The organism is Nocardia sp. NPDC005825 (assembly GCF_040630175.1).
Lineage (GTDB): Bacteria > Actinomycetota > Actinomycetes > Mycobacteriales > Mycobacteriaceae > Nocardia.
This window is the reverse complement of the sequence record NZ_JBEXXC010000006.1, coordinates 63,816-76,761: the sequence shown is the minus strand read 5'-3', so window position 1 is coordinate 76,761 and position 12,946 is coordinate 63,816. Positions and strand designations below refer to the sequence as shown.

Annotated in this window: 12 protein-coding genes and 1 pseudogene; 6 read left to right on the top strand and 7 right to left on the bottom strand. The window is 70.1% G+C overall.

Annotated features, from left to right (window positions below):
• The first annotated feature begins 1 nt into the window (after position 1).
• Positions 2-781: a tyrosine-protein phosphatase gene (locus tag ABZ382_RS18175; RefSeq protein WP_357090148.1), complete on the top strand. Its 780-nt coding sequence runs from the start codon at positions 2-4 to the stop codon at positions 779-781.
• Here ABZ382_RS18175 and ABZ382_RS18170 read toward each other — a convergent pair.
• Positions 778-1,875, bottom strand: a complete 1,098-nt coding sequence (locus ABZ382_RS18170) for a winged helix DNA-binding domain-containing protein (protein ID WP_357090146.1) — start codon at positions 1,873-1,875, stop codon at positions 778-780. The genes ABZ382_RS18175 and ABZ382_RS18170 overlap by 4 nt on opposite strands.
• A 55-nt stretch (positions 1,876-1,930) precedes the next feature.
• Here ABZ382_RS18170 and ABZ382_RS18165 point away from each other — a divergent pair, with 55 nt between their 5' ends.
• From ABZ382_RS18165 to ABZ382_RS18150, 4 genes are all read left to right on the top strand, one after another.
• Positions 1,931-2,770: a glycosyl hydrolase family 32 gene (locus ABZ382_RS18165; protein WP_357090144.1), complete on the top strand. Its 840-nt coding sequence runs from the start codon at positions 1,931-1,933 to the stop codon at positions 2,768-2,770.
• A gap of 111 nt (positions 2,771-2,881) precedes the next feature.
• Positions 2,882-4,300, top strand: coding sequence for an L-fucose/L-arabinose isomerase family protein (locus tag ABZ382_RS18160; RefSeq protein WP_357090142.1), 1,419 nt, complete (start codon positions 2,882-2,884; stop codon positions 4,298-4,300).
• 1 nt (position 4,301) lies between these two features.
• Complete coding sequence (locus ABZ382_RS18155; protein WP_357090140.1) at positions 4,302-5,777, top strand: FGGY-family carbohydrate kinase; 1,476 nt, start codon at positions 4,302-4,304, stop codon at positions 5,775-5,777.
• Between the two features lie 33 nt (positions 5,778-5,810).
• Positions 5,811-6,470: a TMEM175 family protein gene (locus ABZ382_RS18150; RefSeq protein ID WP_357090138.1), complete on the top strand. Its 660-nt coding sequence runs from the start codon at positions 5,811-5,813 to the stop codon at positions 6,468-6,470.
• 4 nt (positions 6,471-6,474) lie between these two features.
• Here ABZ382_RS18150 and ABZ382_RS18145 read toward each other — a convergent pair whose 3' ends face one another.
• Positions 6,475-7,782 (bottom strand): bifunctional o-acetylhomoserine/o-acetylserine sulfhydrylase, encoded by a 1,308-nt coding sequence (locus ABZ382_RS18145; RefSeq protein ID WP_357090136.1) that lies wholly within the window; start codon positions 7,780-7,782, stop codon positions 6,475-6,477.
• A gap of 26 nt (positions 7,783-7,808) precedes the next feature.
• Positions 7,809-7,892: pseudogene (locus ABZ382_RS18140) on the bottom strand (OsmC family peroxiredoxin); the annotation flags it as partial.
• Between the two features lie 201 nt (positions 7,893-8,093).
• On the opposite strand from ABZ382_RS18140, the gene ABZ382_RS18135 reads away from it, so the two are divergent.
• Positions 8,094-8,264, top strand: a complete 171-nt coding sequence (locus ABZ382_RS18135; RefSeq protein ID WP_357090135.1) for a CopG family transcriptional regulator — start codon at positions 8,094-8,096, stop codon at positions 8,262-8,264.
• On the opposite strand, the gene xylB is transcribed toward ABZ382_RS18135, so the two are convergent.
• The 4 genes from xylB to ABZ382_RS18115 form a co-directional block, all read right to left on the bottom strand.
• Positions 8,255-9,643 (bottom strand): xylulokinase, encoded by a 1,389-nt coding sequence (gene xylB / locus ABZ382_RS18130; RefSeq protein ID WP_357090133.1) that lies wholly within the window; start codon positions 9,641-9,643, stop codon positions 8,255-8,257. The two genes, ABZ382_RS18135 and xylB, sit on opposite strands and share 10 nt — an antisense overlap.
• 13 nt (positions 9,644-9,656) lie before the next feature.
• A complete protein-coding gene (locus ABZ382_RS18125) occupies positions 9,657-10,664 on the bottom strand; it encodes a zinc-dependent alcohol dehydrogenase family protein (protein WP_357090130.1) in 1,008 nt (335 codons plus the stop codon).
• A gap of 101 nt (positions 10,665-10,765) precedes the next feature.
• Positions 10,766-11,773 (bottom strand): glycoside hydrolase family 172 protein, encoded by a 1,008-nt coding sequence (locus ABZ382_RS18120; RefSeq protein WP_357090127.1) that lies wholly within the window; start codon positions 11,771-11,773, stop codon positions 10,766-10,768.
• Between the two features lie 101 nt (positions 11,774-11,874).
• Positions 11,875-12,780, bottom strand: coding sequence for a tyrosine-protein phosphatase (locus tag ABZ382_RS18115; protein ID WP_357090124.1), 906 nt, complete (start codon positions 12,778-12,780; stop codon positions 11,875-11,877).
• Between the last annotated feature and the right edge of the window lie 166 nt (positions 12,781-12,946).

The following is a 12,946-nucleotide window of genomic DNA, read 5'->3' as shown; positions in this document are numbered from 1 at the left end:
CGTGACCACCGACGCACCCGTGACCACCGACGCCGTGACCGGCCGCTGGATCGACTTCGCCCAGATCGACAATGTCCGTGACCTGGGCGGCCTGCCGGTCGCCGGCGGCGGCACCACCCGCTTCGGCATCGTGCTGCGCTCGTCCACCCTGCAGCAGGCCACCTCCGACGACCTGTCGCAGCTGGTCGACACGCTGGGGCTGCGCACGGTCATCGACCTGCGCCTGCCCGACGAGGTGGAGCGCGAGGGCTACGGCCTGATCGGCGATTCCGCGGTGCACATCGCGAACCTGCCGATCCGTAAGTCGCCCCAGTCCTCCTTGGCCGCACGGGATCTCGTCCCCGACAAGACCCGCGTCGACCTGACCGAGCTCTACGGTCAGCTGCTCGGCGGCAGCGGCGAGCACATCGTCGAGTCGGTGCGCCTGATCATCGATCCGGCCCGCCACTCGGTGCTGTTCCATTGCGCCGCGGGCAAGGACCGCACCGGCGTGCTGGCCGCGGTCCTGCTGGACGCGGTCGGTGTTCCCGCCGAGGCGATCGCCCACGACTACGCCCTCACCAACGAGCGCATCCAGAAGGTCCGCGACCGTCTCGACGCCCTCCCGTCGTACGAGGGCCTGCCGCAGACGAACACCGGCATCCTCGCGGTCTCCCCGGAGGTCATGCTCGGCTTCGTGGCGAACCTGCACGCCGAGCACGGCGGGGCGGCCGCGTGGCTGCTCGCCAACGGCCTCACCGAGTCCGAGCTCGAGCGCCTGCGCGAGGTTCTGGTCGCCTAGGCGGCCCCCTTCTCGAACACCACGTCGCCGCCCTCGCCCGGGGTGATGAACGGCAGCAGCCGTTCCGCCTCGGCGCGCAGGGCGGCTTCGTCGTCCGCGGCCAGGGCGTGCCACGGCGTGATCCGGATGGTCGACCCGTCCACATCCCACCGGCCGTGCACGAATCCGTCGATCAGGTACATCGGCACGCCGCCCGACGCGATCCTCGCGATCCGGGCCCGATCCTCGTCGCGGATGATCCGCCGCCGATCCCGATGACCGAGGCAGGAATTGTCGAACGCGGGCAGGAACCGCACCGGCGCAGGCGAATCCGCCTCCGCGATCGGAGCGTCCGGCACATCGAAGAGCTCGCGTCCGGTGTCATCGCGGAACACCCGGAGCTCGCCCCGCATCCCCTCGACCACCTCCGCGAGCTTCGTGACCCCCGCGAACTCCTGGATATCGCCCACGGTCGCCGGACCATAGGCCGCCAGATAGCGCCGGACCAGAGTCCGCGGCGCCGGCCCCTCCGCCAACGGCCCGCCCACGACCTGCTCGGCCAGCGACACCGACACCGACCGCCCACGCCACGCGCCCCACGCTCCCGCGCCGGGGTGGTGCACCAGGGGCTGGACGACGCCGAGACCGTGGACCAGGTCGCGTGCCCCGCGGCCAGGGAAACGCTCCGACAGCAGTTTCCCCAGATCGCGCCGGGAAACGGCCCTGCCGTCCAGCAATTCCCTTCCGGCCGTACCGAATTCGGTGATGTCGAGACCATTCATCGCGTCGCGCAGGTAGACCGAGCGCAGCGTCGGTTCGACCGCCGGTCGCACGGTCGGATACAGCCACCGATAGTCCTGGGCGTCGGTCAGATGCACGGTGCGCCGAATCGAGGTGGCGCGCACCACGGTTCGCTCCTCCAGCAGCCCCGACAGCTGCTCGTGCCGGAACCCGCTCAGCCGCGACCACAACCCCACGTACGGCCAGTTCGGCTCCTGCCCCTGCACCGCGACGAGGTGCCGGATCAGGTCGGCGACGGGCATCGCGGTTCGTTCGCGCAACCGCTGACGCAGCAGCAGGGTGCGGTTTAGGGTTCGCAGCGAGAGTTCCGGCATGAATCCATTGTCGACAGCGACTAGGACAGTTCTTGTCCTACATGGAGGACGGGTTATGGGCACGGTGCGGGCGGGGGAGTTCCGGCACGTCTACGACCCGAGCGAGGCCGGTCAGCGGTGGTATATCAACGATCATTCGCTGATCAGGGATGCCGGGGGACGGTGGCATCTGTTCGGGATCACGCATCCGGAACCGGCCGATCCCTTCGACGAGACCGAGTTCGCGCACGCCACCGCGGACGATCCGCTCGGGCCGTGGACCAAGCAGCCCTCCGTGCTGGCGGTGGACCGGGAGCGGGGCGAGCGGCATCTGTGGGCGCCGTTCGTGGTCCCCGCCGGGGACCGGTACTGGATGTTCTACGACGGCGGCGGAATCGACCGCACCGCAACGGGTATGGGCCTGGCCACCTCCAGCGACCTGTTCCACTGGCGGCGGCATCCGGCGAGCCCGGTGTTCCGGGACGGCTACGACGCGCGGGACCCCATGGTGCTGCGGATCGGCGACGAGTGGGTCCTGTACTACTGCGCCACCAGCACTCCCGCCGGCGGGAATCATGTCGTCGCCTATCGGACCAGTCCGGACCTGGTGCGGTGGAGCGAGCGCCGCATCGCCTACACCGATCCGACGACCGGGACCGGCGCGGGCACCACCGAGTCACCCTTCGTGGTGCGGCACGGGGACGCCTGGTACCTGCTGATCGGTCCGCGCCCGGACTATGTCGGCACCGAGATCTTTCGCAGCGACAATCCCTTTCACTTCGACACGTCCGGCCGCGTGGGGCACATCCGGGCCCACGCCGCGGAGGTGATCACCCACGACGGCGACCTGTGGGTGACGCATGCCGGGTGGGGCCAAGGGGGAGTCGCGCTGGCGCCCTTGATCTTCCCGGACTGACCCGAAAATCCGATTTCGGGCGTGGCGGGCGGTCTGAACTGGGATTCTGGACGGTGAGTCGAGAGTCCCACCCAGTGCTGACGATCAGAACGTTGCGGGGAGGCAGGCACCATGGCCCGAATCGGCGTGATCAGTCTTTCCGACGGCCGCGACTACGTGCACGGCGGCATCGTCGGATTCATCAAGACGGCCGAAGACCGGCTGGTGGCCGAGCTGACGGCCGCCGGCCACACCGTGATCCGGGGCCGGGAACCGGTCGCGAGCAATGACCGGGCGGTCGAGGTCGCCCGGCGGGTGGAGGCCGCGGGGGTGGACCTGACCGTGCTGCACTACGCGGTGTGGGCGTTCCCGCACTTCACCATGCTGGCGGCGGGCGCGCTGCGGGGGCCGCTGCTGCTGTTGTCGAACATCGACCCGGTGCAGCCGGGCATGGTGGGGATGCTGGCCGCGGGCGGGGCCCTCGATCAGATCGGGCGCGAGCACGCCCGGCTGTGGGGCGACCCGGCCGATCCGGAACTGATCGCGGCCATCGGGGTGCGGGCGCGAGCCGCCGCGGCGGTCGCGGGACTGCGCGGCAGCACCTTCGGGCGGTTCGGCGGGCGGCCCATGGGGATGAACACGGCGGTCGCCAATACCGATCAATGGCAGCGGGTGTTCGGGATCGACGTGGAGGAGATCGACCAGTGGGAGATCGTGCGCCGCGCCGACCAGGCCGACGCCGGTGAGGCGCGGGCGGCGCGAGAATGGCTGGAGCGCAATACCGCCGGGGTGCACTACGACGGGGTCAAACTGACGCCGGACCTGCTGGAACGGCAGCTGCGCTCGTACCTGGCGGTGCGGGATCTGATCGCGGAATGGCGGCTGGACTTCTCCGGCATCAAGGGCCAGCCCGAACTGACCCAGTACTTCGCCACCATGGACGTCACCGAGGCGTTCCTCAACGACCCCTACGACTGGAACGGGCCCAAACAGCCGCACGTCTGCGCCACCGAGGCCGATATGGACGGCGCGCTCACCATGCAGCTGCTCAAGCAGATCTCCGGCACGCCTGTGCTTTTCGCCGACGTCCGCCACTATCACGCCGACCGCGACATCTGGGATCTGTGCAATTCCGGCCAGCACGCCACCTGGTACGCGGCCCGCAGCGACGACCCGGCCGAGAACCTGGCCCGGGTGCACCTGTACCCGGAGGTGTTCTTCTTCCCGGCGGGCGGCGCGTCGGTGCACCACCTGGCCGCGCCCGGCGAGATGACCTTCGCCCGCCTCACCCGCCGCGACGGCGACTACCGCATGCAACTCATGCTCGGCGCGTTCGAGACCTACGACGACGCCACCAACGAGTCGCTGATGAAGCAGTCCACCTGGGAGTGGCCGCACGCCTTCGCCCGCCTGGACGCCGACGCCGGGGACTTCCTGTCCCGCTTCGGCGCCAACCACATTCACGCCGTCCCCGGCGATCAGCGCGCCACCGTGCGCGCGGCCTGCGAGCTGCTGGGCGTCACCCTCGACGAATTCACCCGGGCGGGCTGACATGCTCCTCGGCATCGATATCGGCACCTCCGGCTCCAAGGGCGTCCTCACCGACCGGGACGGTGTGGTCGCCTCGCGCGCCGAACGACCGCACCGGGTGTCGACGCCCCGGCCCGGCTGGGTGGAACACGACGCGGAGACGGTGTGGTGGGCCGACTTCGTCGGCATCGCCCGCGACCTGGTGGCGGCCGCAGACGGTGAACCCATCGAGGCGCTCGCGGTGAGCGGCATCGGCCCGTGCCTGCTGCCCGCCGACGCGGACGGCCGCCCGCTGCGGCCCGCCATCCTGTACGGGGTCGACACCCGCGCGGGCGTCGAAATCGAGGAACTGGACGCGGAATTGGGGCCGCTGACCGTGCTGGAGCGGTGCGGGTCGCCGCTCACCAGTCAGGCCGTCGGCCCGAAACTGCGCTGGCTCATCCGGCACGAGCCGCAGGTGTGGTCAGCCACGCGAATGCTGTTGATGGCCAGTTCGTTTCTCGTGTACCGCCTGACCGGCCGCTACGTCCTCGACCATCAGTCCGCCAGCCAGTGCGTGCCCATGTACGACCTGATGGCCCGCGACTGGGCCACCGACTGGGCCGAATCCGTCGCGCCCGGCCTGCGCCTGCCCGAATTGGCCTGGCCCACCGAGATAGTCGGCCGCGTCACCCCCGAGGCGGCGGCCGCCACCGGTCTGCCGGTGGGGCTCCCGGTCACCACCGGCACCATCGACGCCTGGGCCGAGGCGGCCGGGATCGGCGTCCGCGCCCCCGGTGACTGCATGATCATGTACGGCACCACCATGTTCCTCACCCAGGTGCTGGCCGAGCCGCGCCCGCAACCGGGGCTGTGGACCACCTGCGGTACCTGGCCCGGCACCTACACCTCCGCCGCCGGGATGGCGACCTCCGGCGCGGTCACCGACTGGCTGCGGGCGCTCACCGGCAGCGCCTTCGCCGAACTGCTCGACGAGGCGGCCCACGTCCCGCCGGGCTCCCGCGGCCTGCTGATGCTGCCCTATTTCGCGGGCGAACGCACCCCGCTGTTCGACCCGAACGCCCGCGGCGTGATCGCGGGCCTCACCCTCACCCACCAGCGCGCCGACCTCTACCGCGCCGTTCTGGAGGGCATCGGGTACGGGGTCCGCCACAATCTGGAGGCGATGGCCGCGGCCGGCGCCCCCGCCACCCGCCTGGTCGCGGTCGGCGGCGGCACCAAGGGCGGCCTGTGGACCCGCATCGTCTCCGACATCACCGGTCTGCCGCAACAGCTTCCGGCCGACACCGTCGGGGCGGCCCTCGGCGACGCCCTGCTCGCCGCCGAGGCGCTGGGCCTGGACACCGCGGCGTGGAACCCGATCATCGACACCATCGAACCGGATCCCGACACCACCGCGCACTACGGCCCGTACTACCGGCACTACCGATCCCTGTACGAGACAACGAAATCCACCGCCCACTTCCTCGCCCGGGAGCAACACCGCGCCGCACCCTGATCTCGGCTAGGGTCCGATACGGAGGTGGGGCGGATGGCCAGATATCACCGCATCGCGGCACAGGACCTGGGTCGGCTGGGTGCGCTCAGCGACGGAATCTTCGCTGTGGCAATGACTTTGCTCGTGCTGGAACTGCACGTCCCCGCGAGCGAGACCTGGCGTCAGCGCGCCCTGTGGACCTCCGGCGCGGCCGCCGACGAGGAGCCGGTCTGGCACGCCCTCACCCACGTCGGCCCCCAATTCCTCATCTGCTTCCTGGGTTTCCTCACCCTGGGCATGTTCTGGATCGGCCAGCAGACCCAGCTCGGACTGATGGATCGCGCGGACCGCACGCTGACCTGGATCCATCTGATGTTCCTGTTCGGCGTCTGCATGGTGCCGTTCGCGACCGCCCTGCTGGCCGCGTTCCCGCAGTCGCGCCTGGCGCTGCTGGTCTACTGGGCCGACCTGCTGTACCTGGGACTCACGCAACTCGCCGCCCTGCGCTACGCCCGCCGCGCCGGCCTGCTCACCGCCGACGCCACCCCCGAGGACCTGACGGCCATCCGCCGCCGCATCGGAATCGTGCAATTCCTGTACGCGGCGGCGGTGGCCTTGTGCCCGATCAGCACCTATCTCAGCATCGGCCTGATCATCGCCCTGCAGGTGAATTCGGCGGTGTCCCCGCGGATCCGGCCCCTCGACCGCTTCTGACCGGCTAAGCGGTCGCGGCGAATCCGGCGCGCAGATCGGCGAGGATGTCGTCGATCCCCTCGATTCCGACCGCCAGGCGGATCAGGCCCGGCGCGACGCCCGCCGCGAGCTGCTGCTCCGGGGTCAGCTGCGAATGCGTGGTGGAGGCCGGGTGGATGACCAGCGAGCGCACGTCACCGATATTGGCGACGTGGCTGTGCAGGGTCAGGGCGTCCACGAAACGCTTGCCCGCGTCCACGCCGCCCGCCAGTTCGAAGCCGATGATCGCGCCGACACCCTTGGGGGCCAGCTGCTTTCCGCGCTCGTACCACGGCGAGGAGGGCAGGCCCGCGTAGGAGACGGCCGTGACTTCGGGCCGCCCGGTGAGGAATTCGGCCACCGCGGTCGCATTGGCCACGTGCCGCTCCAGGCGCAGGCTCAGCGTCTCCAGCCCCTGGCTGATGAGGAAGGCGTTGAACGGCGAGATCGCCGAACCCAGATCGCGCAGCAGCTGCACCCGCGCCTTGAGCGCGTAAGCGGGCGCGCCGAGGTCGGCGTAGACGACACCGTGGTAGCTGGGATCCGGTTCGGTGAAGCCCGCGAATCGTCCACCGCGCCAGTCGAAGGTGCCGCCGTCCACGATCACGCCCGCGACGGCCGCACCGTGCCCGCCCAGGTACTTGGTCGCCGAGTGCACGACGATGTCCGCGCCGTGCGCGAACGGCTGGATGAGATACGGGGTGGCGACGGTGTTGTCGACGATGAGCGGAATCCCCGACCCGTGCGCGACCTCCGCGATCCCGGGGATGTCGAGCAGGTGGTTCTGCGGATTGGACACCGTCTCCCCGAAGAACGCCTTGGTGTTCGGCCGGATCGCCGCCCGCCACTGCTCGAGATCGTCCGGATCCTCGACGAAGCTCACCTCGATGCCCAGCTTCGGCAGCGTGTACCGGAACAGGTTGTAGGTGCCGCCGTACAGCCGCGGGCTGGACACGATGTGATCCCCGGCGCCCGCCAGGTTCAGGATCGCGAAGGTCTCCGCCGCCTGGCCCGACGCCAGCAGCAAGGCGGCCACGCCACCCTCGAGCGCCGCGATCCGCTGCTCCACCGCGTCCTGGGTGGGGTTCATGATCCGCGTGTAGATATTGCCCGGCTCGGCGAGCCCGAACAGCGCGGCGGCGTGGTCGGTGTCGCGGAACGCGTACGACGTGGTCTGGTAGATCGGCAGCGCGCGGGCGCCGGTCGTGGCGTCGGGCTGCTGCCCGGCGTGGATCTGCTTGGTCTCGAAACTCCAGGTGGCGCTGGGGTCTTCGGGCAGGACGGACTCGGTCATCGGGGCCTCCGGTGGGTGGGGTGCTGCTACTGGGTGACGAGGGTGGTCTCGACCGGGGTACGGCCGGTGGTGAGGTCCAGCACCGGGCAGTGCTCGTCGACGGCCCGCTGCGTTCGGCGTAGCGCGCGGCGCTCGGTCGTCATACCCCGTGAAGCTACGAGTCAGCGACCGGTGCTGACGATGGTTGAACTCGGCGTGAGTGCAATAGCCGGTGTGCATCCCGGGTCTCGGCTACCTGTTCGTCATGTGATGGTTGCCAACTGGACGGTCGTTCGGCAGACACGGTGACACCGGGGTGGTATGAATTCGCGGTGGCATGGACTTTGCGGCTCAGCGAGGACGAAGAAGCTGCGCTGGGTGCGCAGGCGGCGATGGAAGGGCGATCCAAACAGGAGATCGCCCGCGACGCCATCCGGAACTACATCACCCGGCACCAGACCTGGGATGACTACCTGTCCGACGGCCCGGTCGTCTACGGGTAGTAGGTGTCTCTGATCTCGGTGTAGCGCTGGCGGATCGCGGCGCCGACTCCCGCTGCCAGGGTGTGGAATTCGGTGCCCGGCGGGGTGGGCCAGCGGGGTGGGCGGGGGCCGCCGCGCAGTGCCCAGGCGGCCTGGCGGGCCGCGCCCAGGGCGACGTACTCGCTCGGGTTGGGGACCGTCACGGTGCGGCCGAAGATGGTGGCCGCCGCGTGGGCGATGAGGCGGGAGCGGGATGCGCCGCCGATCAACAGGATTCGATGCGGGACCGTCGGCAGGCGGTCCAAGGCCTCGGCGATATTGCAGAGCATGCCCTCGATGGCGGCGCGGGCCAGATGGTGCGGGCGCATCGTGTGCGGGCGCAGGCCGTGCAGACTGCCGGTGGCGTGCGGCAGATTCGGGGTGCGTTCGCCCGCGATGTAGGGCAGCAGGGTGAGACCGTCCGCGCCCGCGGGGGATTGCGCGGCCAAGACTTCCAGGCCAGACACGTCGGTGCCGAGCAGGACCGCGGTCGCGTCCAGGACCCGGGCGGCATTGAGCGTGCAGACCAGCGGCAGGAACGCGCCGGTGGCGTCGGCGAACCCGTTGACCGCCCCGGAGGGATCGGCGCTGGGCGCCGTGGCCCGGGTGAACACCGTCCCGCTGGTGCCCAACGACACCACCACGTCCCCGTCCGCGATGCCCAGTCCCAGCGCCGCGGCCGCGTTGTCGCCGGTGCCCGCGGCCACCAGCCGCCCGCCCGGCGTGTGCCCGGCGATCTCGGCGGGCGCGAGCACCCGGGGCAGGGCCGGACTGCGGCCGCGGAAGGCCATGGCCAGCAGGTCGGGCCGGTAGGCGTCGGCGGCCGGGGACCAGTACCCGGTGCCGGAGGCGTCACCACGATCGGTGGTGGGCTCGATCGCCGGATCGCCGCCGCGCAGCTGCCAGGTCAGATAGTCGTGGGGGAGCAGCACGCGGACCGTCCGGTCGGCCAGTTCCGGTTCGTGGTCGGCGAACCAGCGCAGCTTGGCCACGGTGTGCGCGGCCAGCGGCACACTGCCCACCGCGTCCGCCCACGCCTGCGGCCCGCCCAGCTCGCCCACCAGCTGACTGGCGGCCTCCGCCGAGCGAGTGTCGTTCCACAGCAGCGCGTCCCGCACCGGATGCCCGGCGGCGTCGAGCACCACCAGCCCGTGCTGCTGCCCGGCCACCGCGATGGCCTCGACATCGCGCATCATCCGGTCACAGGCCGCGCGCAACGCCTCCCACCACATGGCCGGCGGCACCTCGGTGCCGTCGTGGTGCGGAATCTGGCGCTGCCGCAATACCGTTCCGGTATCGGCGTCGCACACCACGATCTTGCAGGACTGAGTGGAGGAATCCACTCCGGCAACGACCGCCATTGGCCACCACCCTCTATCGTGCCGCCCGTCCGGGATGCAGCTGGATCTTGCGTCCGGTGCCCGCGCGGAAGGTCCGCAGGGCATCGCCGAATTCCTCGAGGGCGAAATCATGGGTGATCACGGTGTCCGCGTCGATCACGCCCTCGCCGAGCAGGTCCACCGCCCGGCCGAAACTGTGCAGTACCGCCATGGATCCGACGATGGTGATCTCGTCGTTGTAGATGCGGAACGGCGAGACGGCGGCCCGCGCCGCCGCCGGGGCCACCCCGAACTGCAGATAGGTGCCGCCGCGCCGCACCCGGGAGAGCCCGTCCTCGATCGCGGCCACCGATCCGCTGCAATCGATCACGATCTCCCAGCCCTCGGGCCGGTCCATGTCGTCGGCCGACACGGTGGCCGCATCCGCGCCCAGGGTGCGGGCGACGGCCAGCCGGTCGGCATTGGTGTCCACCACCGACACCGAGGCCGCGCCCGCCGCGGCCGCCAGCTGCTGCATGAGCAGACCCATGGTGCCCGCGCCGTAGATCAGATAGTGCGAGCCGAGTCGCCGTGGCAGCCCGTCGAATCCGTGCACCGCGCACGAGAGCGGTTCCACCAGTGCGCCGTGCGCGGGCGACACGTGCCCGGGCAGCCGATAACAGTTGGCGGCGGGCACTTTCACGTACTCGGCCATGGCGCCGTCCACGGTGTCGCCGATGGCGCCCCAGTTCTCGCACAGATTCCCGCGCCCGATCGCGCAATAGTGGCAGCGGCCGCAGAACAACGATGGATCCACCGCCACCCGGTCGCCGATCCGCACCCCGGCCGCGTCGGCGCCGAGCGCCACCACTTCCCCGGCGAATTCGTGTCCGGGCACGATCGGATAGGGGGTGGGCGGGAATTCGCCCTCGACGATATGGATATCCGTCCCGCATATCCCGACAGCGTCCACCCGGATCACGACCTCACCGGTGCCGGGCAGCGGATCCGGCACCGATTCGACCGAGAACTGTCCGGGCTTCTCGACAACCAAGGCGCGCATAGCAATACCATGCACCCGCGTGCCACGCGCTCGACGCGTTTTACGCAATAGCAATCGCATTCTTTCTGCTGTCCCACAATCGTTACGGGACGTTCGGGGGATCAGGGGAGCGATTGATACCAGAAGGCGGTGGACGCCACATGGGCTTGGTCCAGCGGTAGGTAGTGGCCGTCTTCGCGCCAGCCCAGCGCCTGCACGGTGGCGCGCAACCCGGACTCGAAACAGATCGGGTCGGGAATGTGCCAGCGGTACATGCCGAATCGCTGGTGCGGCTCGTAGATTCGATGCGGCGGCAGCACCTGCGGCATGCCCAGATAGGCGGTGGAGTAGGGGCGATAAGCGCCGTCGAGGTCGAAATTCCAGGCCCCGCCGAAATAGTCCTCGGTCCCGGTGCCGCAGAGGGTGGGGAATTCGGTGTCGTCGTCGAGATAGAACTTGAGCTCGCCCTCGCCCCACCAGCCGGTGGCGCGCGGCTGCACGGCCAGATACGTTCCGGCGTAGCGGCCGGGGCCGCCGTCGATCTCGACGATCGGATGTTCCGCGGGCGTGCCCAGCGGATCGGAGCAGCGCCACCGGGCGTGCAGATACCCGGCGGCGCCCGGTAAGTCCTCTTCCAGATAGGTGATCTGGTAGTAGACCGGCGCGGCCTGCTCGGACCCGTTGTGCAGGGTGATCAGCGCGCGGGAGTGGAACGGCATGGCCCAGTAGCTGTTCAGACCGCCCGCCGGCGCGACCACGATCATGGCGGAGTCGACGAGGGCCAGCTGGTCCCAGCCGTTGCAGAAGAAGTCGCCCAGCGGCACCGCGACGGCCGGTTCCGGCGCGTCGTCCCAGTACATCTGGAGCGTGAAGTCGCGCAGCAGCGCGCGATCGGTGGTGAGCCACAGGTGCCGGATCACGCCGGGCCCGGAAAGGTCGGCGAGCGTGGCGGTTTCGCCGGGTCGCAGGTCGATGGACGGCGAGACCTTCCAGCCCCGCCCCAGCCCCGCCGCCGCGAACGCACCGGTCCCGGAGATGGCTCGCCCGCCCCCACCGGGCTCACCGGTCGGGTTCTCCGCGCTCACCGAGCGGGTGCGCCGCCCGTCCAGCTGCCAGATCTCGTGCACCATGCGTATTTTCGCATGGCGATCGACATGGGGAAGCGGACATGGGGCGGACATGCGAATGCCGACGCCGTCCCACCACGGCGCCGGCATTGCGGAGGATACAGCTAGGCCAGCTTGGACTTCAGGGTCGCGACGGTCGCGGCGTCGATGCCCAGGCCCTGCGACAGGAAGTTGTCGAAGGAGCCGTAGTTGGCCTGGACGGCGTCGAAGGCCGAATCCAGGAAGGCGCGGTCGACACCGAGGACCGGCTCGAACAGCGAACGATCGGTGACCAGGCCGGCGGCGACCAGGCCGTCGAGGGTGGCCTTGTTGGCGGCGGCCAGGTTCTCGTTGGAGTCCAGGTAGTCGTTGTAGACCTGGCCCTTGTTCGCGCCGATGGCGGTCAGCAGGATCGCCGACATCCAGCCGGTGCGGTCCTTACCGGCGGTGCAGTGGAACAGCACCGGGCCGTTGGCGTTGGCGATCTCCTTCAGAGCGGCGGAGAACTGACCACGCGAGGTGGCGTCGGTGACCAGCCACTTGTAGTAGTCGATCATGTACTGGCTGCCCTTGCCGTCGCCGAGCAGCTGCTGCTGGACCTCGGGGCCGCCCTGCACGGCCTTGGCGAAGAACAGGTAGAAGTCGTTGTTCGGGTCGTAGACCGGCAGCGACTTGGCCGGGATGGAGCCCGGCAGCTTGTCCGGGTTCTGCTGGCGCTCGATCGGGCTGCGGAAGTCGATGACCTCGGCGATGCCCGCCGACACCAGCTTCTGCTGATCATCGGCGGTGAGCTTGTTGAGGGCGTCGGAACGGTAGACCGAGCCCGCCTTCACCTTGGCGCCGCCGCCGAGCGGGATGCCGCTCAGGTCACGGGCGTTCGGCGCGGTGGCCAGGTTCAGCGAGACGCCCTTGGGGGTCTGCAGCACCGGCACCGGCGCGGCCATCGCGGGGGTGACGGCGATCGGGGTGATGGCGATGAGGGCGGCGGCTACACCGGTCAGAGTGCCGCGTACGGCGCGCGAGATCGTCACTGGGGGTATTCCTTTCGGTCACGGAGCGCGTCGTGGGGTGTGTCGCGGTCCGGGCTCTGGGGCGCTTTCGGGACGGCCTCGCGTAAGAAGGAGACTGGTTGGTTTCCAGTCGGGACCGACCGTCCTCGGGCGCGAGCGCGGCGCGCCCGAGGCGGATTCGGTTGCG

Bases quoted from the DNA above. Each gene is read 5' to 3' on its own strand.
- ABZ382_RS18125 (WP_357090130.1), bottom strand. From the start codon at position 10,664: ATGCGCGCCTTGGTTGTCGAGAAGCCCGGACAGTTCTCGGTCGAATCG.
- ABZ382_RS18160 (WP_357090142.1), top strand. From the start codon at position 2,882: ATGGCCCGAATCGGCGTGATCAGTCTTTCCGACGGCCGCGACTACGTG.
- ABZ382_RS18155 (WP_357090140.1), top strand. From the start codon at position 4,302: ATGCTCCTCGGCATCGATATCGGCACCTCCGGCTCCAAGGGCGTCCTC.
- ABZ382_RS18170 (WP_357090146.1), bottom strand. From the start codon at position 1,875: ATGCCGGAACTCTCGCTGCGAACCCTAAACCGCACCCTGCTGCTGCGT.
- ABZ382_RS18145 (WP_357090136.1), bottom strand. From the start codon at position 7,782: ATGACCGAGTCCGTCCTGCCCGAAGACCCCAGCGCCACCTGGAGTTTC.
- xylB (WP_357090133.1), bottom strand. From the start codon at position 9,643: ATGGCGGTCGTTGCCGGAGTGGATTCCTCCACTCAGTCCTGCAAGATC.
- ABZ382_RS18120 (WP_357090127.1), bottom strand. From the start codon at position 11,773: ATGGTGCACGAGATCTGGCAGCTGGACGGGCGGCGCACCCGCTCGGTG.
- ABZ382_RS18150 (WP_357090138.1), top strand. From the start codon at position 5,811: ATGGCCAGATATCACCGCATCGCGGCACAGGACCTGGGTCGGCTGGGT.
- ABZ382_RS18165 (WP_357090144.1), top strand. From the start codon at position 1,931: ATGGGCACGGTGCGGGCGGGGGAGTTCCGGCACGTCTACGACCCGAGC.